Source organism: Acidovorax sp. JG5 (assembly GCF_017939685.1).
Classification (GTDB): domain Bacteria; phylum Pseudomonadota; class Gammaproteobacteria; order Burkholderiales; family Burkholderiaceae_C; genus Acidovorax.
Genome location: NZ_JAGKSE010000003.1, coordinates 1 through 20165 on the forward strand (window position 1 = coordinate 1; position 20165 = coordinate 20165).

Annotated in this window: 28 protein-coding genes; 12 read left to right on the forward strand and 16 right to left on the reverse strand. The window is 63.3% G+C overall.

Going from position 1 to position 20165, the window contains the following annotated elements:
• From J8G26_RS04070 to J8G26_RS04100, 7 genes are all read right to left on the reverse strand, one after another.
• Positions 1–214 (reverse strand): hypothetical protein (locus J8G26_RS04070; RefSeq protein WP_210568047.1); only part of this gene is annotated, 214 nt, incomplete at its 3' end.
• Entirely contained in the window at positions 211–654 is a 444-nt protein-coding gene (locus J8G26_RS04075; protein WP_086911679.1) for a hypothetical protein, read from the reverse strand. The genes J8G26_RS04070 and J8G26_RS04075, both read right to left, overlap by 4 nt.
• The gene (locus tag J8G26_RS04080) at positions 651–1268 is read right to left on the reverse strand and encodes a DUF3164 family protein (RefSeq protein WP_086911678.1); all 618 of its coding nucleotides are present in this window, start codon (positions 1266–1268) and stop codon (positions 651–653) included. The genes J8G26_RS04075 and J8G26_RS04080 overlap by 4 nt, the downstream gene beginning before the upstream one ends.
• A 12-nt stretch (positions 1269–1280) precedes the next feature.
• Positions 1281–1562, reverse strand: coding sequence for a hypothetical protein (locus J8G26_RS04085; RefSeq protein ID WP_086911677.1), 282 nt, complete (start codon positions 1560–1562; stop codon positions 1281–1283).
• Between the two features lie 13 nt (positions 1563–1575).
• Positions 1576–1782 carry a hypothetical protein gene (locus J8G26_RS04090; protein ID WP_157896544.1) on the reverse strand — a complete coding sequence of 69 codons (207 nt, stop codon included), beginning with the start codon at positions 1780–1782 and terminating at the stop codon, positions 1576–1578.
• A complete protein-coding gene (locus J8G26_RS04095; protein WP_086911676.1) occupies positions 1779–2414 on the reverse strand; it encodes a hypothetical protein in 636 nt (211 codons plus the stop codon). The genes J8G26_RS04090 and J8G26_RS04095 overlap by 4 nt, the downstream gene beginning before the upstream one ends.
• Positions 2414–2608, reverse strand: a complete 195-nt coding sequence (locus J8G26_RS04100) for a hypothetical protein (RefSeq protein ID WP_094122659.1) — start codon at positions 2606–2608, stop codon at positions 2414–2416. Before J8G26_RS04100 ends, J8G26_RS04095 begins: the two co-directional genes overlap by 1 nt.
• Between J8G26_RS04100 and J8G26_RS04105 the strand changes: the two genes are divergently transcribed.
• From J8G26_RS04105 to J8G26_RS04155, 11 genes are all read left to right on the forward strand, one after another.
• On the forward strand, positions 2607–2876 hold the full coding sequence (locus J8G26_RS04105) for a hypothetical protein (RefSeq protein WP_086911674.1): 270 nt from the start codon (positions 2607–2609) through the stop codon (positions 2874–2876). The genes J8G26_RS04100 and J8G26_RS04105 overlap by 2 nt on opposite strands.
• A 5-nt stretch (positions 2877–2881) precedes the next feature.
• Complete coding sequence (locus J8G26_RS04110; RefSeq protein WP_086911673.1) at positions 2882–3472, forward strand: phage protein Gp27 family protein; 591 nt, start codon at positions 2882–2884, stop codon at positions 3470–3472.
• Between the two features lie 47 nt (positions 3473–3519).
• Positions 3520–6003 carry a hypothetical protein gene (locus J8G26_RS04115; protein WP_086911672.1) on the forward strand — a complete coding sequence of 828 codons (2484 nt, stop codon included), beginning with the start codon at positions 3520–3522 and terminating at the stop codon, positions 6001–6003.
• A complete protein-coding gene (locus J8G26_RS04120; RefSeq protein WP_086911671.1) occupies positions 6000–6680 on the forward strand; it encodes a hypothetical protein in 681 nt (226 codons plus the stop codon). Before J8G26_RS04115 ends, J8G26_RS04120 begins: the two co-directional genes overlap by 4 nt.
• Before the next feature lie 51 nt (positions 6681–6731).
• Entirely contained in the window at positions 6732–6902 is a 171-nt protein-coding gene (locus tag J8G26_RS04125) for a hypothetical protein (protein ID WP_157896543.1), read from the forward strand.
• On the forward strand, positions 6902–7579 hold the full coding sequence (locus J8G26_RS04130; RefSeq protein ID WP_086911670.1) for a hypothetical protein: 678 nt from the start codon (positions 6902–6904) through the stop codon (positions 7577–7579). The genes J8G26_RS04125 and J8G26_RS04130 overlap by 1 nt, the downstream gene beginning before the upstream one ends.
• The gene (locus J8G26_RS04135; RefSeq protein ID WP_086911669.1) at positions 7580–9094 is read left to right on the forward strand and encodes a sialidase family protein; all 1515 of its coding nucleotides are present in this window, start codon (positions 7580–7582) and stop codon (positions 9092–9094) included.
• 12 nt (positions 9095–9106) lie between these two features.
• Complete coding sequence (locus J8G26_RS04140) at positions 9107–9607, forward strand: hypothetical protein (RefSeq protein ID WP_086911668.1); 501 nt, start codon at positions 9107–9109, stop codon at positions 9605–9607.
• On the forward strand, positions 9604–9852 hold the full coding sequence (locus J8G26_RS04145; RefSeq protein ID WP_086911667.1) for a hypothetical protein: 249 nt from the start codon (positions 9604–9606) through the stop codon (positions 9850–9852). Before J8G26_RS04140 ends, J8G26_RS04145 begins: the two co-directional genes overlap by 4 nt.
• Before the next feature lie 146 nt (positions 9853–9998).
• Positions 9999–10235: a Com family DNA-binding transcriptional regulator gene (locus J8G26_RS04150; RefSeq protein WP_086911666.1), complete on the forward strand. Its 237-nt coding sequence runs from the start codon at positions 9999–10001 to the stop codon at positions 10233–10235.
• Entirely contained in the window at positions 10159–10947 is a 789-nt protein-coding gene (locus J8G26_RS04155) for a DNA adenine methylase (protein ID WP_086911665.1), read from the forward strand. The genes J8G26_RS04150 and J8G26_RS04155 overlap by 77 nt, the downstream gene beginning before the upstream one ends.
• Positions 10948–11113: 166 nt before the next feature.
• Here J8G26_RS04155 and J8G26_RS04160 read toward each other — a convergent pair whose 3' ends face one another.
• The 9 genes from J8G26_RS04160 to J8G26_RS04200 form a co-directional block, all read right to left on the reverse strand.
• Complete coding sequence (locus J8G26_RS04160; protein ID WP_086911664.1) at positions 11114–11752, reverse strand: DUF2026 family protein; 639 nt, start codon at positions 11750–11752, stop codon at positions 11114–11116.
• A 41-nt stretch (positions 11753–11793) separates the two neighbouring features.
• The gene (locus J8G26_RS04165; RefSeq protein WP_086911663.1) at positions 11794–13590 is read right to left on the reverse strand and encodes a DUF2326 domain-containing protein; all 1797 of its coding nucleotides are present in this window, start codon (positions 13588–13590) and stop codon (positions 11794–11796) included.
• Positions 13577–13825, reverse strand: coding sequence for an ABC-three component system middle component 8 (locus J8G26_RS04170; protein ID WP_086911662.1), 249 nt, complete (start codon positions 13823–13825; stop codon positions 13577–13579). The genes J8G26_RS04165 and J8G26_RS04170 overlap by 14 nt, the downstream gene beginning before the upstream one ends.
• A complete protein-coding gene (locus J8G26_RS04175) occupies positions 13809–14774 on the reverse strand; it encodes an ABC-three component system protein (RefSeq protein ID WP_086911661.1) in 966 nt (321 codons plus the stop codon). Before J8G26_RS04175 ends, J8G26_RS04170 begins: the two co-directional genes overlap by 17 nt.
• 37 nt (positions 14775–14811) lie before the next feature.
• On the reverse strand, positions 14812–15132 hold the full coding sequence (locus J8G26_RS04180; RefSeq protein WP_086913969.1) for a helix-turn-helix transcriptional regulator: 321 nt from the start codon (positions 15130–15132) through the stop codon (positions 14812–14814).
• A gap of 2 nt (positions 15133–15134) precedes the next feature.
• Positions 15135–15494, reverse strand: coding sequence for a type II toxin-antitoxin system RelE/ParE family toxin (locus tag J8G26_RS04185; RefSeq protein ID WP_086911660.1), 360 nt, complete (start codon positions 15492–15494; stop codon positions 15135–15137).
• Positions 15495–15592: 98 nt separating this feature from the next.
• On the reverse strand, positions 15593–16954 hold the full coding sequence (locus tag J8G26_RS04190) for a site-specific integrase (RefSeq protein WP_086913968.1): 1362 nt from the start codon (positions 16952–16954) through the stop codon (positions 15593–15595).
• Positions 16955–17368: 414 nt separating this feature from the next.
• Positions 17369–17587 carry a hypothetical protein gene (locus tag J8G26_RS04195; protein WP_087747034.1) on the reverse strand — a complete coding sequence of 73 codons (219 nt, stop codon included), beginning with the start codon at positions 17585–17587 and terminating at the stop codon, positions 17369–17371.
• A gap of 147 nt (positions 17588–17734) precedes the next feature.
• Positions 17735–18673 (reverse strand): LysR substrate-binding domain-containing protein, encoded by a 939-nt coding sequence (locus tag J8G26_RS04200; protein ID WP_087747036.1) that lies wholly within the window; start codon positions 18671–18673, stop codon positions 17735–17737.
• 218 nt (positions 18674–18891) lie between these two features.
• Between J8G26_RS04200 and J8G26_RS04205 the strand changes: the two genes are divergently transcribed.
• Complete coding sequence (locus tag J8G26_RS04205; protein WP_087747038.1) at positions 18892–20097, forward strand: acyl-CoA dehydrogenase; 1206 nt, start codon at positions 18892–18894, stop codon at positions 20095–20097.
• Positions 20098–20165 lie beyond the last annotated feature (68 nt).

Sequence of the window (20165 nt, forward strand, 5' to 3'; positions counted from 1 at the left end):
ATTCCCCTATCGGAATGTCCGAAAAAACTTGACCAGGACACCCGATTTTGAAGAACTTGGCTTCGCGATCAGTAAGAGGAAAACCCTCGTCGTCGTCGCCCAGCTTGAGCAAGGTTCCTTCCTTGGAAGCCTCTTGGACGTCACGCAAATTGCTCACCTTCTTGCTATGCCACGCGGTGAGCATTTCAACGAAATCACCCAATTCGTCGTTCATGCTGCGCTCCCTTCCTTACGCTCCACCAGAGCCAGGGGATAGCGGATGTTGTCTACCGAGGTGGAATCGCCCATGGAGCGGTAGTGCACCGTGTCGCCAGCGCGCAGCCGGTCGTAGCCCAACACGTACTTGCCTTTCCAGACAAAACCTTGGAACGGCTCACAGCCAATCACCTTGCCCTTGGCGTCCAGTTCCCAGCGCAGGAAATCCTGGCCGAAGTCGGTGAAGTGCAGCACGGTAGCGACCTTGTCGAAATAGCGCAGGCGGCGCTGCACCGCTGCCGCGACGGTCTTCTGCAGGCCGGGTAGCTTGAGGGCTGCCTCGCACTGCGCGCGGTCGAACCATGCAACAGCCCGAATACGGTCCTCGGCCACGCCGTAGTAGGTCTGGGTGCCACCGTGAACTCCGGCCTTGAACGGGTTGATTTCTTCCACGCTCATACCGCCACCATGTCCAGCGAGATAGGCGCATAGCGGTCTGAGTCACCCACGCGCTCGTAGAACCGCACGTACTGCTTGGTGCCGATCACCTGCACAGATTCGCCGATGGCCTTCATGGCGTTCTGCCAGCGCTCGTCGGTGATCTCCAGGCGACGCAGCGCCAGAATGCGGCCCACGTTGACGTTGCCCTCCTTGTCGGTCTGGAACGCCTGCTGTACCAACACCATGATCTCGGGGCGACTGCCCTGGGACCATTCGGTGATGCACTCGTCCACCAGGGCCTTGGCGGCTTGCAGACGCTCGTCGAATGTCACGTTCTCTGCCGTGGCGATCTGCAGCTTGAAGGCGCCGTCGTAGGTGTGCAGCGTGATGTTGCCTTTGGCCCCGCCGCGCTTTACACCGTACTGCTCGGCACTCAGTTCGGCGAATGCGGCCACGTCCCCGAAGATCTTGGTCTTGCTCGCCACCAGGCGGGCATTCAGGTCCTTGGCAATGGCCACCAGCTCGCGCACCAGGCGGTCGCGTTCCTGGTCCACGGGCTTGACCAGGTCGAGGGGGACAAGATGGCCTTGCGCGTTGCGCATGTAGCCATCGGGAACTTTGGGTTGATCCATGAGGATCTCCTTTCAGTGAACGGCGGAAGATCCGCCAAGGGTGGGAGGGTTGGACAAGGCGGCGGACTTCTGCATCAGCTCACCCGCGTACGCAGCCATTGCCACGGCCACTTGACCTACCGCATCGGGCGGCAACTGCAAAGCCGTGAATCGATGGACTCGGCAGAGCGCCTCCAGGAGCACAAACGGGTATTGAGGCCCTTCAAGGGCCTTGACGATCTGGCTGGCCAGATCGTTGGCCTGCTGGTGAAACTGCGCCCGCTGTTCAGGCGTCGGTTCAGTGGTTTTAGGCATGGGCTTCTCCTGATCAGCACCGAAAGCCACGGCTCTCAATGCTCATGTGGTTGAGGGCACCGGCCCGAACGGGCGCGGCAGGTATCGCGGTCCAGACCGGTGCTCGCATCCGGTCGTACTGAGCAGCGGGCACCACATTGGTGGGCCGTGCATGGGGCTTGGGCTTGTTGAGCGAGCCCAAGGGGCGGCCAATTGGCGCGCGGGTAGCGTGGTTGCTCATGGACGGCCCCTCTTTCCCAGCAGCTCAGCCACCTTGGCGCGCACGTCCGAGGGCATCGGTGCGGCCTTCTGGCTGCGCGCGTCGATCTCGGCCAAGGCAGGCTCCTTGCCCGCATATGCCACCTGCAGGGCCTCGCCAATGGGCAGCGTCTGCCCGCGCACCTGCACCGTGTCGCGTTGCGGAACAACGCGGCGGTCCTGCTCGCGCTGCGCCTCCTGCTCGGCCTCGGTCCTGTCGGACTTGCGCAGCAGCACGCTATATAGATAGGCATTGCCGTTCTTCAAAGGCACTTCAAGCGATCCCTTGTCCACGGCGGCAAACACCGCCGCAAAGGCACCCTTCCAGTCCTCCGCGCTGACCATCCAGTTGCGCCCGCTGCGCTCAATGGCACTGCGCTGCATATCCGGCACCAGCTCCGCGAGCAGCGCAGCAACCTTCTCCATGCGCAGGCGCTGCTTGGCAGGCTTGTGCAAGCGCAGGTAACGCACCACAAGGCCACCAAGCGGGAGCGACATGGTCACCACATCGGCGATCAGCCGGCGCACCGTGTCGTCATCGATCATGCGGTGCAGAACGGAGTCCAGCGACTCCTCCGCACCACAGGTCTGGCATGCGTTGACAAACTCAGCCATCAGAGCAGCCCTCCGGATTGGCGCGCGGCGGGCTTGGGCGCTGGTGCACGCTGCAACTCGCTGCGAAAGCCCAGGCACATCTGCTGCCCTAGCTCCATACCGGCCATGTGCACGCGGTCCAGCTGCACATCGGCAACGTCGCGCTGCGAAACCACAAAAACCAGGGCGAACACCCGTGACCGCAGCGCCTTCATGCGCTGGGTGCTGCTGCTGGCCATGAACATCAACCGGCCCACGCATTCCACCCTGCGCTTCCTGCTGCAGGTGGTGCGCGGCGAATACGATGACGCCACCGAAATGCAGGTGCGCCGTGAGCTGGACTATCTGGAAAGCCGCGACCTGGTCAAGGTGTTCACCGACCCGTTGGGCCAGGTCAGCGCAGACCTCACGCGCCATGGCATCGACATCGCTGAATACACGGTGGACGTGGAGCCGGGCATTGCCCGCCCACCGAAGGTGTGACGTCCATGGGCCGAAAAAGCAGCATTGACCGGCTGGACGCGGAGATCAAGGCCTACATCCAGGCCATGCTCGCCCTGGGCAGCATGACACTCGATGAACTGATCGCCGACCTGCAGGCCCGCTACCCAGCCGCAGCCACGGCGGGAGACCTGCCGAGCCGCTCGGCGGTGGGGCGCTATGGCCAGAAGCTGGAGCGGCGCCTTTCCGCCATCCGCGCCAGCACCGAAGCCGCCAAGATGATCCAGGCCCACGCGGGCGACGACAAGGACGCCCGCAGCGAGGCTCTCACGGCCATGGTGCAGACCGAGCTATTCGAGGCCATCCTGGCGTTGCAAGAGGCCGACGAGATCGGTGAGGACGGCGAAAAGCCCGACCCTGGCGAGCGCGTGGCCCTGCTCAGCAAGGCCGCCAAGAACATTGCCACCCTGACCAGGTCGAGCATCAACCTCAAAGAATTCCAGGCCAAGGTCGAAGAGGCCACGCGGAAGAAGCTGCTGGCCGAGCAGCAGGCCAACCTGGAGCAGATCGCCAAAGCCCAGGGCATGGGGCAAGAGCAGCTTGATTTCTGGATGAAAAACTTCCTGGGCATCAAGTAAATGGCCTCCGTCATCCAGCCCCTTGCCTCAACGCTGCGCGTCCTTGAGTGGGACGACCTGCCCGCCACCGTGCGCAGCATCCCGGCCAACCTCAATCTGTTAACCTCCTGGGCCTGGCCAGCAATGCCAGCAGCCTGTACTCCGCAGCCACGGGCAACGGCATTTTGGGCAATGCGGTCAGCACGGTGGGCGGCTGGCTGGGCTTTGGCGGTGCTGCGGCCAGCGGCCTTGGCCTGACGGCCGCAGCTGGTGCCGGCACCACGCTGGCCGCCGCAGGCACCGGCCTGGGCCTCACGGGCGGGCTGGGCGCCGGGTACGGCCTGGCCGCTGGCGGCGGCCTGGGTATCACCGCAGGCAGCGCCGGCGCCGGTGCCATCGGCGCCGGCCTTGGCACGAGCGCGGCCGCAGGCGGCACCGCTGCCGCAGCTGGCACGGGCCTGAGCGGCGCGCTGGCGGCGATCCCCGGCTGGGGCTGGGCGCTCGCCGGTGTCGCTGTGCTGGGCTCCATGCTCAGCAAGCCTTCCACGCCGCACATGGGGGCGCTTGCCGAATACAGCGCGAGCACGGGCCTGAAGACCGGCGACGGCTACCAGTCCGGTAGTTATGGGACGGGCTTTGGCGGCGTTGCAATGAACGCCGAGACCGAAAAGCTCACGGCCGGCATGGCCCAAAGCATCGTCGGCATCCTCGATGGCACGGCCGCCGCGTTTGGCAAGCAGGTCGGGTTCTCCGCCGCAACAGCGTTCGCGGACGATACGTCCAAGGACGGCGCCTGGGGCGGCCTGCGCATCGCGCTGGGCGGCCTGGACATCGTCAACTGGAACGACGACCGCACCAGCCGCTGGGCGCCGAAAGAGTTCGCAGACGGCGAAGCCGGCATGAAGCAGTACCAAGCCACTGCGGCTCTGGGCGTGCGCGATGCGCTGTATGCGATTGACCTGCCCGGCTGGGCCGACAACGCACTGGCCGCCCTGGGCGAGGCGCCCTCGGTCGAGGGGCTTGCCGCGGCTGTCACGCAGATCAATGCGGTGCAGGCTGCATTGCAGCGCATTGGCATGGCCATGCCGCAGATCGCCGCCATGTCCGACGCGGCCATCACCGCGCTGATCAACGCAGCGGGCGGCGCCGACGTCCTGGCCGGAGGCCTGGCCAGCTTCTACGCGAACTATTTTTCAGAAGCCGAGAAGACAACGGTGGCCACGCGCATGGTCACAGACGAGCTGGCCACGCTTGGCTACGCCATGCCCAGCTCGCGCGACGAGTTCCGCGCCTGGGTCGAGAGCGCCATCGATGCGGGCGAATCGGGTGCCAAGAGCGCTGCGGGCCTGTTGCGCCTCGAAGGCGCAGTCGCTGCCGTCCTGCCTGCGACCGAAAATGCGGCCGATGCGATAGACAGCCTTGCCGGTGCACTGGAGCGCGAGCAGCAAGAGCGCAAGACGCTGGCCAGCCTGGCGCAAGACCAGCACGGCCTGTGGGCCGACCTGGCTGAAGCCCAGGGCGACCACGCCACCGCTGCGCAGCGCCGGTACTGGATCGAGACCGCAGGCATGACAGCGGCAGAGCAGGCGGCATACGATTACAACCAAAGCATCCGCGAACAGATCGCAGCTGCAAACGACGCTGCCGCTGCGGTGCAACGCGCATCGAGCGCGATGTCGAGCCTTGGCGACACCCGCTTTGACCTCGAAAACGAATTGCTGACTCTCTCGGGCAACACCAGCGAAGTCGCCCGCCGGCAGCGCGAGCGCGATCTCGCCGAGATGAGCGCTGGTCTGGATGCCGAGCAGGCCGCAAAGATCACCGCTGCATACGACTACAACGTGGCTCTGCGCGAGCAGATCAAGGCCCAGCAAGATGCCCAGGCAGCGGCCGAGGCCGCAGCCCAGGCGCAGGCCCAGGCATCGCAGCAAGCGGCCCAGGCCGCCCAGCAGCTCACGGCCGCCTGGCAGGGCATCACCGACTCAATCTTCGACGAGGTCAAGCGCATCCGGGGCATCACGTCCGGCAACACCGCAGCGAGCCTGGCCGGCGCGCAGTCCGAATTCGCCATTGCGACGGCCCAGGCCAGAGCGGGCGACCAGGAAGCCGCCAAGCGCCTGCCCGAGCTGAGCCGCGCCATGCTGTCGCTGGCCGAGTCCAGCGCGGCCAGCCTGCTCGACCTACGCCGCATCCAGGGCCGAACCGCAGCCAGCCTGGCGCAGACGGGCGGCGGCCTGGCTCAGTCCTACGGGCTCAAGGTGCCGGCGTTCGACGTGGGGACGAACTATGTCCCGCACGACATGCTGGCAATGATCCACAAGGGCGAGGCCATCGTGCCCGAGCGCTTCAACCCTGCGGCCTTCGGTCTGCAGCAGGCCGCGCTCGATCCGCGCGCCGTGCAACTGCTGGGGCAAATCTTCGACGTCCTGCAGAGCATGCAGGCCGAAACCCGGTCCACAGCCGTCAGCAGCGCCTCCGTCGCCAAGGCACTGACGCGGGTCATGACCCCGGCGCGCGATGCGCTGCGCACCCAAGAAAAGGTCTCGGCATGAAGGTGCTCAAGCCCATTGCGCTCACCGACGCGATGATCGTCTCCAACTCGATCCCGCCCGACACGCGGCCTGCCTGGGTGTCCGGTGCCAACTATGCCCAAGGCGCCGAATGCGTGTACCAGCACCGCGCATACGAGCGCCTGGGCGCCGGCGCGGGCGTCAAGACGCCCGACATCGATGTCGACTACTGGCTCGACCTGGGGCCGACCAACGACCGGGCGATGTTCGACAACGTGATCGGCACCGTGAGCCACGGCGACTCGCCGCTCACGCTGGTGCTGCAGCCCGGCGGCGTGGGAGGCGTGGGCTTCGTCGAGGTCTCGGGACGCGAGATCGAAGTGACGCTGACCGACCGACCCGGCCCCGGTGCCACCCAGGTCTACCACCGCAAGATCGATCTGGACGGCACGCCGATTTTCAGCGTCTACGACTGGTTTTTTGCCGAATACGAACCCCTGCGCGACGTGGTGCTGACGGACCTGCCAGAGCACTGGCGCAGCGGCGAGCTGACGATCAAGGTCACGGCCACCAGCGGCCAGGCGAGCATTGGCGTGTGCAAGCCCTGCCGGGTGCTCGACGTGGGCGGCACGCGCTGGGGCGCGCGGGTCTCCATCCTCGACTTCGGGGAAAAAACCCGCGACAAATGGGGCAACTACAGCTACCGCCCCGGCGAGTGAGCCAAGACGGGCTCGTTCGAGGTCGAGTTGCCAACGGCCCGGTTTTCTGCGGTGTACCGCGCCCTCGCGCAGCTGCGCGGCCAGCCTATTTTTGTAGTCGGCGCCGACGGGCTGCGCGGCTACGAGCCCCTCATTGGCTACGGCATCTACAAGGACTTCTCCATCGCCGTGCCGTATGCCAAAACTGTTCTCTGCTCGCTTGACTATGAAGGACTCACCTGATGGCCGCCATCGCCCCATTGCCGTCGATTGACCGCACCTCACCGGATTTCCGGGACGATCTCGATGCGTACTTTTTAACGGAGCTGCCGCGCTTCGGCGTACAGCTCGAAAGCGCGCGCCTGGAGGTGCTGGACGCCGAGCGGTCGGCCGATGAAAGCGCCGGCACCGCCACCGATGCTGCAGCCATAGCCAGCGCCGCCGCCCAGGCCGCCACCGGCAATGCCGCCACCATAGCCGCGCTGGCCGGTGCCGCGCTGTGGACGCCCGGCACCTACGCCGCAGGCAGTGCGCGCTACAGCCCGGTCACCCAGCGCGTCTACCGCGCCCGCGTCGACCACACCGGGGCCATCGACCCCAGCGCCGACCCGGTGCACTGGGCCGTGGTCTACGCCGGCATGCCACTCGTGCCCGCGGCCGACACGCTGGTGCCCGCCCAGGCCGGGCTGCACTACGTGCTGCTGGCCGAGGCCGCGACCACGCTCGTGCTGCCCGCCGAGCCTGGCGCGGGCGATGTGGTCGCCGTCACCACCACCAACGGCCTGGAGACCAACGTGATCGCCTGCGCGGGCCAACCTGTCATGGGCGTGGCCGAAGACATGGTGCTCGACATCGCGATGCAGACCCTGCGTCTGCAGTGGATCGAGGCGCCCGGAATTTCAACCTGGAGGATCGTTTAAATGAGCGCGCTGTCTGACTTTCAACCCTCGGGGCGCCTGCCCGCTGGCGCCTTGCTGCCGGCGATGGCCGCCGACCCCAAGCTGCTGGCCAAGGGCTGGGCGACCTTGGACGGTTCGCTGGTCTCGCGCGCCTTGTACCCCGATGCCAAGAGCGTGGTGGGCGATGTGCGGTTTTTCGACGGTACGCCGCTGGTGGCGGACACCGCGATGGCGCCGCCAGCGGGCGCCACCACATCCGCTGGCTCTTCCAAGACCGTTGCGATCGGCAGCACGTTCATCGTTGCGCCGATCATCAGCTATACCGCAAGCGGCACCACGATGCGCCTGTGGCGCTCTACCGATGCCGGCGCCAACTGGTCCACGGTGGACGTCAATGCAGGCGCTGGTACTCAGGTCAGTGCCGTGGCACTGGAATGGTTTGGCGCTGGCCGCTTGCTGATGGTTGTGCGCGCATGGAACTCAAGCACAGGTTCCTTCTCGCATGCGATTGTTTTTTCCAACGATCTGGGGGCAACCTGGAGCGCGCCGCAGATAGTGGGAAATGGCTACGATCTGAGCAGCATCACCGTGACTGCCGACGCGCAGATGCTGGCCTCTGGCACAGGCTACTACTACGTTGGCGCGACGATGAGCTCGACGCCTGGCCAAGGCGTGCTCTACGCGCTCAACCCGCTGACCAACACGGTCAAGACCTATAACATGGGGCCCGATGGCGCCAGCTTTGGCAACTGCATCGTGCTCGGCGGCCGGGTCACGGGTGCCGGCACCAGCGAGATCCTGCTGGCAAGGTATGTCAGCAGTGTGCTCACGCCGCTCAAGCTGACGTTCGACGGCGCGGCGTTCACCACGGGCGTGGCTGGCGTGGCCTACAGCGCCAGCTACTTCCCGCCGGTGGCTGGCGGGCGCAGCTACCTGACCCGGGGTGGCGACGGCAATGACTATCTGGCCATGGCCACGGGCGCGGTCTACCGCATGCCGGCCAGCTGGAGCGGCACTCCCGTGCAGATCCACACCGGGCTGACCGACGCAGGCACGCGCCTCATCAGCAACACGCTGAGCAACCCGCTGACCGGCCTGGGCTTCGACCTCGCGACCGGCGCCGAGACCCGGCTGTCTGGTGCCAACGCCGGCGCATCGAAGATCGGCGCGCAATACGGCTTGGCGGCAAAAGACTGGACCATCGCCCCGGCCACAGACAAGGTGCCCAGCGCAAACCGGCACTTCATGCAGATCGCCAGCCAGGCTGGGTCTTTCGCGGTGCGCAGCACGCGCTGCGCGAGCAACTTCATGGGCGGCTTTGCGGGCACGGCAGACGCCGGTCGATTCATGACCTACTCCGCAGGCCCGGATATCCGCTGGTACGACCCGGACACGGGTGTCTGCAAGACCGTGCAAATGGTCAACACGGCCGGCAGCAACTACAGCCTGCGCGTCTCAAGCTACGCCCCCGCCCAGGACTACGCCAACTACGTGCACATGCCCTACCTGCCGGGCCTGGTTTGCCGCATCAAGTAAGGAGCCGACCGCATGCCCACCCTCTACCAAATCGGCGCCGCAGGCTACTGGACCGGCGCCACGCAAACCGTCGCCAGCGCGGCCAACGTGCCCTCGGGCTGGACGGCCCGGCCCGTGCCCCAGGACGTGCCGGAAGGCCACTATGTGCGCCTCACGCTGGCAGGCTGGGAGACCACTGCGGAGCCGGCGCCCGAGGCCCTGATCGCCGAGCCCCAGGCTGTGCCCGAGCTGCGGCGCATCACCAAGCGGGCCTTCCGCAGCCGCTTCACCAAGCCCGAGCGCACAGCCATCGAATGGGCTGCCGTGGACCGCCCAGAGCTGACCACCGAGCAGCGCATGCAGGCCGCCGCGCTGCGCTCCGACCTCAAGGACCAGGAGCAGGCGACCTACATTGACTTGGACGATCCAGACGTCGAGTTGGGCGTGCAGACCCTGGAGGCCATCGGTTTGCTGGATGCGGGACGCACCCTGGAAATCATCAATGCCCCGGTGCAGTCCGAGGAGCTGCCATGAGCTGGGCCCTGAACATCGCCATCGCGCTCGACCAGTTGGCCAACGTGCTGCTGGCAGGCGCGCCCGACGAAACGCTGTCGTCGCGCGCACACCGCATGCGCGTCAAGGGGCACCGCTATTGGGGCTGGACCGCCAACGCCATCGACCGGCTGTTCTTCTGGCAGCCGGGCCACTGCGAGCGGGCCTGGCGTTCCGAGCTGCTGCGCCTGCAGCAGCCACCAAGCCTTCGGGTGGATGAGCACTAAATAAAAGACGGGCGACCTGACCAGGCGCGCGAACGCCTGGCCAAACCCCAACCTGCAGATCGAGCCTGCAAGCCGACAAGGCCCGCCACCCTGTACAGAGTGCGGCGAGTCTAGCGGAAGTTACAACCAGCGTAACGGGCTTGCAAATGGAAGAAATACGGTGCGGCGCCTGCCGCCGCAAACTGGGTGAGGGTGAATACACCCGCCTGGTCATCAAGTGCCCCCGCTGTGGGGCCATCAATTCGCTGAGGGCCGAGAGCTCCATCCCAGAGCGCCATGGAGCGTCAAACACCACTGGACCCCACCATGGCTCCCATCATTCCCTGGATCGGCGGCAAACGCCGCCTCGCCGAGCTGCTCCTGAGCCGCTTCCCGCCCCATAGCTGCTACGTCGAGGTCTTCGCGGGCGGTGCGGCCGTGTTCTTTGCCCGCCACCCGGCCGAGGTCGAGGTGCTGAACGACGTCAACGGCGACCTGGTCAACCTCTACCGGGTCGTCACGCATCACCTGGAAGAGTTCGTGCGCCAGTTCAAATGGGCGATCTCTTCGCGCCAGGTGTTCAAGTGGCTGCAGGAGACCCGACCCGAGACGCTGACCGACGTGCAGCGCGCGGCGCGCTTCTTCTACCTGCAGCAGGAGTCGTTCGGCGGCCGCGTGTCTGGCCAGACCTGGGGCACCGCCACCACAGCCCCGTCGATCAACCTCTTGCGGATCGAAGAAAACCTGAGTGCCGCCCACCTGCGCCTGGCTGGCGGTACCTATATAGAGCAGCTCGACTGGGTGGCCTGCGTCGACCGCTACGACCGCCCGCACACCTTGTTCTATTTGGACCCGCCTTACTGGGAGACCGAGGGCTATGGTGTTCCGTTCCCCTGGGAGCAGTACGAGCTGATGGCCGCCAAGCTCAAGACGATCAAGGGCAAGGCCGTCATCAGCATCAACGACCACCCGGCGATCCGGGAGTGCTTTGCAGGCTACGACATGGAGTCGCTCAAGATCGACTACACGGTCGGCGGTGGTGCAAACCGGGTCGAGCGCGGCGAGCTGGTGATCTACAACTGGGACCGCCAAGCCGAACCGGCCGGGTTGTTCTGATATCTGTAATTCGCTTGCGCCTGCTGAAACGGCGCAGCATCTGCTTTATCGCACCGATTCAGGCCAAGTTATCGCGGCGCGCTTCAGCCTCCATGTGCTGCGAACTAAAGGGAGTGATGTGAGCCATGTGCGGGAAGCCGATGGATAAGCGCGTGATCGACCGTACTCACCACGCACCGGCCACCGCGGCATTGCCCAGTCTTATCCTGGTGATTTCTCCCAGGTCGTTTTGCATCTGTAGTTCGGGGAGAATCGATTTCGGTGGCCGTCTGTACCAGTGCAAGCAGACGTTAACGAGATCTGCCCCGGCGGGCTTTTTCAGAAACGACTGCCGCAAGTCGATTGTCAGTCCCGGATTGGGCACCAGGTGAAAGTCGCCCTCTCGATCCAGATGCTCGTGGCTCGGAGCCATGTCAACCCACTTCTTCTGGAACATGCGCCGCGGTGCGATAAACGGATGACCGGCAGCCGCGCACGTCTCCGGAAATATCGGCGCCATAAAGTCGATCACGTATCCATCGCAATGGACCCAGGCGTGAAACGCCGTGTCCGAGCTTTGAACCTGTCCTTCCTCCAACGTTGCGAAAGATATGACATTCCGCTGTTGTTCGTTGACGAGGTAGAACGCGGCCCCGGCGACCTGCACGGCCTCCTTCTTATAGAACTCTTGAAGAATGGCCGCGCCCGCAACGCTGAAGAACATACACGCATGCGCTGTATGCGCATCGACGCTGTCCAGAACCGACCTGATAACCCCGTGAATACGCAGGTAGTCCAACAAAGGAATGAGCGGCTTGGTCTTCATTGCATGTCTTGCCGTGTCCTGATGATCCGTGCCACGCAATGTCACCAAGCTTTCATTTTGAATAGGCGGCCTTGCTCGTTTTCGTCATGCAGGCTCACCACGATTTCATCCTTGCTGAATACCGGCTCATCCTTCTCTGTGCGCACGGGCAAGTCGGAATCGATCAAGGTGATGGTGGGTTGAAGACCAAGGTCGGCATACCGACGAATGACGGCCAAGAGGTTTTCCTTCTTTCGATCATCCAACGACTCGAACACGCCGTCGTGATAGACGAAGCGCGGGAACTTGTCCTCGATATGGGCACGCAGGATTGCCATGTCGAAGGCGATGCACAGCAGCTTGCGGTAGGTGTGCCCGAGGTCAGCGCTCGTCGCATTACCGGATTCGTCCAGAATCTCGGCCTTGAACTCCAGATGCCCTTCTTTATTGGGTGATACGCTGAGCAAAGCCTTGCGGTTGATCACCTCTTCGACGATCTCGCTGAAGAACAGGCGGATGACCGAGAACAGGCTGCTCTTGTCCGAGTTCTGCCTTTCAACGTCTGCCTCGATCTGCGTTTGCAGATGACCGCGCTCTTCCGTCAATGCGCGGATGTCCGTGCGCAATTCTTGCAGTCGGTGCAGGAAACCCCGCTGACGCTCCAGGGACGTGATGTCGGCACGCAGCGTCACCATGTCATCGGACACCTGCTTGTATTTGGTGAACACGTCGGTGCAGCTAAGGAACGACAACATGTCCGAACGTTTCTTGCCCAATGCATTCAGTTCGGCATTGATGCGCTTCAGTTCAGCTTCGACCTCCGTACGCTCCTCTTGGAGATAACCGCGACGCTCGTCCGTAATGGCCTTGTTGAAAGCAATCAACTGCTGGAAGTCCTTCTTGATCTGCCCTTTGAACAGTACGCCCGCTTCCTCAAACATCCGCTGCGCTTCGTCGGGATTGAACAGGATCTGATCCTCCTCCAGTGACGCCAGGATTTTCTTCCTATTCTGGTTCAGCGAGTAGCGCTCGGCGTTGAGTGCTGCGATGCGCTCATCAACGTCGTCGACCACTTGCTTGGTGCGATCCTTGTCCTGAGCCCGGAAGTCGAAGGCGTCGAGCAGCTTCTGCTTCTTCTCAGCTTCCTTCTGCTTAAGCAGCAACAGGCCTTCAATCTTGCTAATGTCCTCGATGGACCCACCCAGTTCATCCTTGATGGTCTGTGCGGTAGTCTGCTTCTGCGTGAGTTCCGTTTCCTTGTCGTAGTGCTGCACGATCAAGGGTGCATCGAAGCCCAGGATATGAGCGAGGAACGGCTTCCAGTCGGCATGTGCGGCCTGGAACTTACGCAGATGGAACACATCGCGGAAATCGTCTTGTGATCGCAACAGGTAGCCCAGCCCCTTGCGGAAAGACCAGGGCTTTAGCGCGCGCAAATCCAGCAGGCCATCGAGCAGATCGCGTGCGCGATCAAACGGCACGTCCTGATGATCCCATTCTGACATCGGTAGGGCCGAGAAGTCCTGATGGCCAGCCTGGTGCTTCTTGAAGCTGATCTTGCTCGCCTCTTCCACACTGCGACGCACGGTCACGTACGAGGCATCCTGCAGCTCGATTTCGAGGAAGAAAACGAAGTCTTTGAAAAGGTCGAGATGCTTAAAGAGAAAAAACTTTGGGTCGCGGCCCGCGAGAAAACCAAAGTCGAGCAGCCGCCCCAGCGTGGTCTTGCCTAGATTGTGAGTGTCCTTGTCGCGGTTCTCCGGCAGGCGTATCTCCGCCATGACGACGTTCAAGCCCGCGACGAAGTCCACGGGCTCGAACTGTTCTGGTTTGTTCGAATAGAGTCTAGAAAGCTTCATTGGGCCCAACGTATTCCACAGCGTCAGTCTTGGGACGATAGTCGATCAGTCCCATCAGATAAAGAAAGTTCAGCGCTGGCAGGAACAGCACATCGCCGCCGCTGACGGTCTTCTTCGCATACTTGCGCAAGTTGTCGTAGTCGTCCAACCGGCGCGATTTGAGGCGTGCCAACAGCAATAGCGACACGTTGATGACCGTGCGGTCCGGATGCGAGTGCTTAGTCGGCCGCAGCATCGCCCACCTCCCCGATATCGCAGTTCCAGTACATGTAGAACAGCACGGCACGGGTCAGGCGCTTGTGGGCATGCTGCCGCAAGACGGGATCACGGTTAAACAACAGATCCACCAGGTACTCCATCACTTCGTCAAAAGTCTGATCGTCCTTGCGTTTAGCAATGATTTTGAGTTCAAACTCATCGACCACCGATTCGTATACGTGCAGCAGTTCAAGGTTTTCCGGGGCGGCCAGAAATGCACGAATCTGAGCCGTCTCTTTCAGGTACTTTCTGCGCTGCGCCTTTGCATACTCGGCGCTTATGTTATTAAGCAGGTTTTTCTGCTCATATGTCACCCGCGTGGTCGGCGGATCGTCAAGCAGTGCCGACACCCCGTCTTTCTGCCGCGCCAACGCCTGCACGACTTCAGCAAGGTCATCGGGACTGACAATCAACGGCGAATCGACTGGATCGAGGTCAGCCTTTCCCACCACATCTGGGAAGGTCTTCAACCAGACTTCCAACTGCTCCAGGCCACACAAGTAGATCGACGAAGAGGGAATGCCGCACTGCGCTGCGAGGTACTCACATATCTCGCTTTGGGCGTTGCCAGCCAAGCGGCGGTTGGCAAACAGCATGTAATGGTCGAGCTGCTTGCTGTCACGCAACTTCTTGATGCGCGGAATTTCCTTGCCGAGTACCGTGTTCTGCGCCGTAGTGCTAAAGAAATCAGACTCCGAAAAATTTCGGTTATAGCCGTTGGTGTGCTTGGCCTGGACGATGGTCGTACCAACCCAGGGGGCAGCCTTGCTCGGATGGAGTTCAGCCGTCCCGACGAACTTCGCATCACGCCCGCCATCAGGCCCTTTGGCGAACCCCTGCACAGAGATGCCAAGCAGGCGCTGGCACAAGAACACGACCAGCTTCTCAAACTGGTCGTCGCTCAAGTCTTCGTAAGCAAACTTCATCGCACCGCCACGCCTGGCGTTTGTTCACGCCTGAACATCAAGCCGCCACCGTAATGCCTGCGCCGTGTGCGCGGCGAGCAGGACGAACGACGATCTCCACCTGCTGATCAAGCGACACGAGCGCCTGCATCAGGCGTTCGAGTGAGATGTTCTGGAGTTTGTACTGACGCACCTGTGACACCTTAGGCTGCGTCATGCCGGTGATGCCCGCCGCCTGGGTTTGGCTCAAGCTCCGCTTTTCGATTAGTTCATTGAGCTTCACGGCGAGCACGGCCTTCGCCGACAACTCCTCCGCGTCCTCGAACCCGAGATCAGTCAAAACGTTGTCCGTGCCCTTGTGGCTGTCTTTGCTTCGCATCGTCATCTCCCGCTGAGCCCGTACCGGGCAAGAACTGCCTTCAACCGTTTTTCAACCAGGTCCACATCCGGCTGCGGCGTCGCAATACCGGATTTGGACTTCTTCTGAAACGCATGCAGCACATGAACGGCATCACCTACCCGCACAGTGTAGACCGCGCGAAAAGTATCGCCCCGATGGTCTTCCACCAGTTCGTACACGCCTGACCCCAGCCCTTTCCAGGGCTTCGAAGAATCCGGCATGCGACCCAACTGCACCACAAACAGCGCAACGCCCATATCCTTCTGGGCTGGAATGGGAAACTCTTTGAAATCCTTCTTCGAGGAGCCTTCCCAGAACAATGGTCGTCGCTTTTCAGTCATGAATTATATCCGTTCGGGAATAGATCGGGCAACCTGAATTTGTACGCCCGCGAATGGAGACGCCTTGCCAGGCACCTTGTGTGATGGGGCAAGGCATTTCAAGCTCCCTCTGTGCCTGCCTGGGCCTCTGTGCGCTTTGTCCCAGGCGGCACTGCCCGCTCCTCGGTGCGCCGATGGCGAAACGGACGATAGGCTCCCGCCGACGCTTTCGATACAACGCCAGTTGCTGCTACCGGAACCTCAATACCGCCATAAGACGGTGTGGGCACTGTCGCCGCAGTTCGACCATCCTCCACCAGGCCTTTGCGTCTGGCGGCCACCAGATCGGCGGCGTTGCGCACCGGGTCGTCCTCCGTGTGTACGTACCGCATGAACATTGTGACCGTCTTGTGCGCTGTCAACGCCATCCCGACCTTTACCGGCACCCCGGAATTGGCGATGTCTGTGGCCGCCCGATGCCGGATGCCGTGCGTTCCGATGTGCGGAACACCGGCTCGGTCGAGGATGCGCTTCCAGCCCTGGTAGTAGGTGTGCTTCGGCAGTGGGCGCGAGGGCTTGAAAATCGCCGGGCAGACAAACGGCGACTCTCCGAAGCGCGGCGCATTCGTCAGCAGGCGCACTGCCTCCTCGCTCATAGGCTTGGAGATGCCCCCGGTCTTGCTGTCGGGCCAGACAATCCGCCGATTCTGGAAATCGACCCACTCCCAGCGAAGCGTCAGGATCTCGGACATGCGCGCGGCACACTCAAACTGCAACCGGATCGCAAGGGTCAGGGTCGGGTGCTCCAAGCCTTCAGCGTCAGATCGCTCCAGGTATGCATACAGCTGAGACAGCTGCACGTCGGTAATAAGCCGGGTTTTGCCCTTCTCCGGGTACTTCTGGACATGCTTGCAAGGGTTAGAGCCGTCCGGCCGGTAGCCCCATACCTCGGCCATATTGAACATCTTGCGCAGGCAGGCGAGCACGCGATTTGCCCCCGTCGGCCCCTTTTCCCGCTTCTTCATCAGAGCGACAACATCCTGGCGCGTGACATCCGGGACCTTCATGCTGCCCAAGGCGGGGCCAATATGCAGCGAGATGTATTTTCGATTGCTGGCAACTGTGCTCGGCTTATTGTGCGGCTTTGAATAGTCTTCAATGAAGCGCACGCACAGTTCTTTCACGGTCGGCGCTTGCCGCGCCGCCGCCTTGAGTGCGCTCGGGTCTTGGCCGCGCCGCACCTCGGCCAACCAATCCTGAGCGATTGATCGGGCCTGTTCCACAGTCAACTCCCCGAACAGCCCGATAGCGGGTTTCCGGCGTTCTCCTGCATTCGTCCGATACTGGACCATGAACACCTTGCGCCCGGTCGGCGTCACCTTGCATAGGAAACCGGGCACCAGCGTGTCACGCAGTTCAATATCCTGCACGCCAGCCTTCGCTGCGTCTACGGTAGTCTTGGTAAGCTTGATTTTGGCCATCTGATCTCCTTGGGTTGCGACCTGAACGCAGGAGCCAGCTAGGAGCCGGGCAAAAGTCAATCAGGTCGAATGCGGTACTAGGCCAAGGTATGATCAGCGCTAAGGCCCATTCGGGGGAACTGAGCGCAAAGCACTGTATCGTGCCCTGGCAAAGGCCAGCGTATCGGAAAAGTCAGCACTCAAAATCCCCCGCCGCAAGGCGTGCCGGTTCGATTCCGGCCCCGGGCACCACAGACAAGGCCGGTAGCTTCCATTAGCTACCGGCCTTTTTCTTTTTCCCTATGGCAAGCGGCTTTGACTAGTGCGCAGACGTGCGCCGAAATGTGCCGGAATCCGCGGATACGTGGGGGTACATTTGGGGGCACATGCCCGAAAAGCGGGGGCATCTGGTGGCACCCAGGCGCCACGGTGAGGTCAGTTGCCCTGGCGCCGGATCAACTGCCGCCCCTGGGGGGTGATGGCCATTTCACCGCCCGCCTTCTTGCTGATGAGCCCCCACTCCAGCAGCCGCCCAGACAGGTGCTCTTTGAGCGCGCCGTCCTGGGTGATGACCTCACCCATCTCCAGCCGTTTGAGAACATCGATCTCGTCCACCGTAGGGTCGAAATGCGCTGCGTGGTAGGTGTTCGTCATGGTTGATCTCCGGGTAGCCGTTGTGCATGCAACTGACGCCGCCAGATTAGACCGATGGCCTGCGCAACGCAAGCACATGTCCCCAGAACCTGGCCCTGCCCGTTGCATGGACGTGCGTGCGGCCGCTGCGGGCCGGGGCAGCGCGCTTCAGGGTGCGGGCAAATCCCCCTTCGCCATGCCCAGCAGCCACTGCGCAAACGCCGCCAGCACCGGGGGCTGGGCCTGCGCGGGGCTGATGAGGTAGTAGGCACGCTCGCCACGCAGCGGGCGTGCGCAGGCCACCACCAGCTCGCCACTGGCCAGTTCAGCCTCGATGAGCAAGGGCGGGATCAGCGCCACGCCCATGCCATGCGTGGCGGCCACGGCCAGCATCGAGAACAGCTCGTAGCGCGGGCCATCCAGCGCGTGCGGCGCATTCACACCCATGGCATCAAACCACTGGCGCCAGCCGTAGGGGCGGGTGCTTTGCTGCAAAAGGGGCAGCCCGGCCAGCGCCTCGGCCGACACGGGCTGGTGGGCCCGGCCCCGGCCACGCGGCGCGGCGGATTCGAGCAGGCGTGGGCTGCACACGGGCACCACGTCTTCGTGCATCAGCAACTGCGCCTGCACGCCCGGCCAGTGGGCCACCTGCTCGGGCGTGCCGGCATACAGCGCGGCGTCGAAAGTGGTGTCGGCAAACAGAAAGGGCCGCGTCTGGGTTTCGATGTGCACCACGATGTCCGGGTGCTGCTGCGCCAGTTGCGGCAGGCGCGGGATGAGCCAGCGCGTGGCAAACGTGGGCACCGCCGCCAGCGTGAGCGTGCCGCCCTCGCCCTGGTGGGCCATCACATCGAGCGTGTCGCGCTCCAGCCCCTGCAGCCAGCGCGCCACCTGGCGGCCGTAGTGCGCGCCGGCGGGCGTCAGCACCACGCCGTGGCGCGTGCGGCGAAACAGCTGCACGCCCAAAAATTCTTCCAGCGCCTGGATCTGGCGCGACACCGCGCTTTGCGTGAGCGAGAGCTCTTGCGCGGCGCGCGTGTAGCTCTCGTGCCGGGCGGCGACTTCAAAACAGGCCAGGGCCTGGGTCGATGGAATATTGCGGCGCATGCTTGACTCGAACTCGTTAACGGCTCTCCACCCCAGGAAAGCCCATGCAACAAGTATTCCATACATGCCAAAAACGCATTTCTGGATGAAAAGAAGTCGCTTGCAGGCCTTGCGTGGCAAGCCTACGATGCCCCCTCACGCAACAACGCCATGCGCAACCCGCATGACGCCAGGCGCCGCTTCATTGATTCCTTGATCTACCGACCGGAGACACCACCATGGCCCACGCCGCTTTCCAATGGGATGACCCTTTCCTGCTCGACCAGCAACTCACCGACGACGAGCGCGCCATCCGCGACGCCGCCGCCGCCTATTGCCAGGACAAGCTGGCCCCCCGCGTGCTCGAAGCCTTCCGCCACGAGAAGATGGACACCACCATCTTCCGCGAGATGGGCGAGCTGGGCCTGCTGGGCCCCACCATCCCCACACAGTACGGCGGCGCCGGCCTGAACTACGTTAGCTATGGCCTGGTGGCGCGCGAAATCGAGCGCGTGGACTCGGGCTACCGCTCCATGGCCAGCGTGCAAAGCTCGCTGGTGATGGTGCCGATCAACGAATTCGGCACCGAAGCGCAAAAGCAGAAATACCTGCCCAAGCTGGCCACGGGCGAATTCATCGGCTGCTTCGGCCTGACCGAGCCCGACCACGGCTCCGACCCCGGCAGCATGGCCACGCGCGCCTACAAGACGGCCGGCGGCTACAAGCTCAAGGGCAGCAAGATGTGGATCACCAACAGCCCCGTGGCCGACGTGTTCGTGGTCTGGGCCAAAGAGGTGAGCGAAGGCGGCGATGGCAAGGATGTGGTCGGCCCCATCCGCGGCTTCATTCTGGAAAAGGGCATGAAGGGCCTCACGGCACCCGCCATCCACGGCAAGGTGGGACTGCGCGCCTCGGTCACCGGCGAGATCGTGATGGACGATGTGTTCGTGCCTGAAGAAAACGCCTTTCCTGAAGTGCAGGGCCTGAAGGGCCCCTTCACCTGCCTGAACAGCGCGCGCTTCGGCATCGCCTGGGGCGCCCTGGGTGCGGCCGAGTTCTGCTGGCACACCGCGCGCCAGTACACGCTGGACCGCAAACAGTTTGGCCGGCCCCTGGCCGCCAACCAGCTCATCCAGAAGAAGCTGGCCGACATGCAGACCGAAATCACCCTGGGCCTGCAAGCCGCGCTGCGCGTGGGCCGCATGAAGGACGAGCACCAGAACGTGGTCGAAATCACCTCGCTGATCAAGCGCAACAACTGCGGCAAGTCGCTGGACATTGCCCGCATGGCGCGCGACATGATGGGCGGCAACGGCATCAGCGACGAATTCGGCGTAGCGCGCCACCTGGTGAACCTGGAAGTGGTCAACACCTACGAAGGCACGCACGATGTGCACGCGCTGATTCTGGGCCGTGCGCAGACGGGCATTGCGGCATTTGCGTGACATCCCCCTGAGGCGCTACGCGCCTTCCCCCTTCTCTCGGCTTCGCCGGGAAGGGGGGACGACGCCCT

Bases quoted from the DNA above. Each gene is read 5' to 3' on its own strand.
- J8G26_RS04075 (WP_086911679.1), bottom strand. From the start codon at position 654: ATGAGCGTGGAAGAAATCAACCCGTTCAAGGCCGGAGTTCACGGTGGC.
- J8G26_RS04080 (WP_086911678.1), bottom strand. From the start codon at position 1,268: ATGGATCAACCCAAAGTTCCCGATGGCTACATGCGCAACGCGCAAGGC.
- J8G26_RS04085 (WP_086911677.1), bottom strand. From the start codon at position 1,562: ATGCCTAAAACCACTGAACCGACGCCTGAACAGCGGGCGCAGTTTCAC.
- J8G26_RS04090 (WP_157896544.1), bottom strand. From the start codon at position 1,782: ATGAGCAACCACGCTACCCGCGCGCCAATTGGCCGCCCCTTGGGCTCG.
- J8G26_RS04095 (WP_086911676.1), bottom strand. From the start codon at position 2,414: ATGGCTGAGTTTGTCAACGCATGCCAGACCTGTGGTGCGGAGGAGTCG.
- J8G26_RS04105 (WP_086911674.1), top strand. From the start codon at position 2,607: ATGCGCTGGGTGCTGCTGCTGGCCATGAACATCAACCGGCCCACGCAT.
- J8G26_RS04100 (WP_094122659.1), bottom strand. From the start codon at position 2,608: ATGAAGGCGCTGCGGTCACGGGTGTTCGCCCTGGTTTTTGTGGTTTCG.
- J8G26_RS04110 (WP_086911673.1), top strand. From the start codon at position 2,882: ATGGGCCGAAAAAGCAGCATTGACCGGCTGGACGCGGAGATCAAGGCC.
- J8G26_RS04120 (WP_086911671.1), top strand. From the start codon at position 6,000: ATGAAGGTGCTCAAGCCCATTGCGCTCACCGACGCGATGATCGTCTCC.
- J8G26_RS04130 (WP_086911670.1), top strand. From the start codon at position 6,902: ATGGCCGCCATCGCCCCATTGCCGTCGATTGACCGCACCTCACCGGAT.
- J8G26_RS04135 (WP_086911669.1), top strand. From the start codon at position 7,580: ATGAGCGCGCTGTCTGACTTTCAACCCTCGGGGCGCCTGCCCGCTGGC.
- J8G26_RS04140 (WP_086911668.1), top strand. From the start codon at position 9,107: ATGCCCACCCTCTACCAAATCGGCGCCGCAGGCTACTGGACCGGCGCC.
- J8G26_RS04145 (WP_086911667.1), top strand. From the start codon at position 9,604: ATGAGCTGGGCCCTGAACATCGCCATCGCGCTCGACCAGTTGGCCAAC.
- J8G26_RS04150 (WP_086911666.1), top strand. From the start codon at position 9,999: ATGGAAGAAATACGGTGCGGCGCCTGCCGCCGCAAACTGGGTGAGGGT.
- J8G26_RS04155 (WP_086911665.1), top strand. From the start codon at position 10,159: ATGGCTCCCATCATTCCCTGGATCGGCGGCAAACGCCGCCTCGCCGAG.
- J8G26_RS04160 (WP_086911664.1), bottom strand. From the start codon at position 11,752: ATGAAGACCAAGCCGCTCATTCCTTTGTTGGACTACCTGCGTATTCAC.
- J8G26_RS04165 (WP_086911663.1), bottom strand. From the start codon at position 13,590: ATGAAGCTTTCTAGACTCTATTCGAACAAACCAGAACAGTTCGAGCCC.
- J8G26_RS04170 (WP_086911662.1), bottom strand. From the start codon at position 13,825: ATGCTGCGGCCGACTAAGCACTCGCATCCGGACCGCACGGTCATCAAC.
- J8G26_RS04175 (WP_086911661.1), bottom strand. From the start codon at position 14,774: ATGAAGTTTGCTTACGAAGACTTGAGCGACGACCAGTTTGAGAAGCTG.
- J8G26_RS04180 (WP_086913969.1), bottom strand. From the start codon at position 15,132: ATGCGAAGCAAAGACAGCCACAAGGGCACGGACAACGTTTTGACTGAT.
- J8G26_RS04185 (WP_086911660.1), bottom strand. From the start codon at position 15,494: ATGACTGAAAAGCGACGACCATTGTTCTGGGAAGGCTCCTCGAAGAAG.
- J8G26_RS04190 (WP_086913968.1), bottom strand. From the start codon at position 16,954: ATGGCCAAAATCAAGCTTACCAAGACTACCGTAGACGCAGCGAAGGCT.
- J8G26_RS04195 (WP_087747034.1), bottom strand. From the start codon at position 17,587: ATGACGAACACCTACCACGCAGCGCATTTCGACCCTACGGTGGACGAG.
- J8G26_RS04200 (WP_087747036.1), bottom strand. From the start codon at position 18,673: ATGCGCCGCAATATTCCATCGACCCAGGCCCTGGCCTGTTTTGAAGTC.
- J8G26_RS04205 (WP_087747038.1), top strand. From the start codon at position 18,892: ATGGCCCACGCCGCTTTCCAATGGGATGACCCTTTCCTGCTCGACCAG.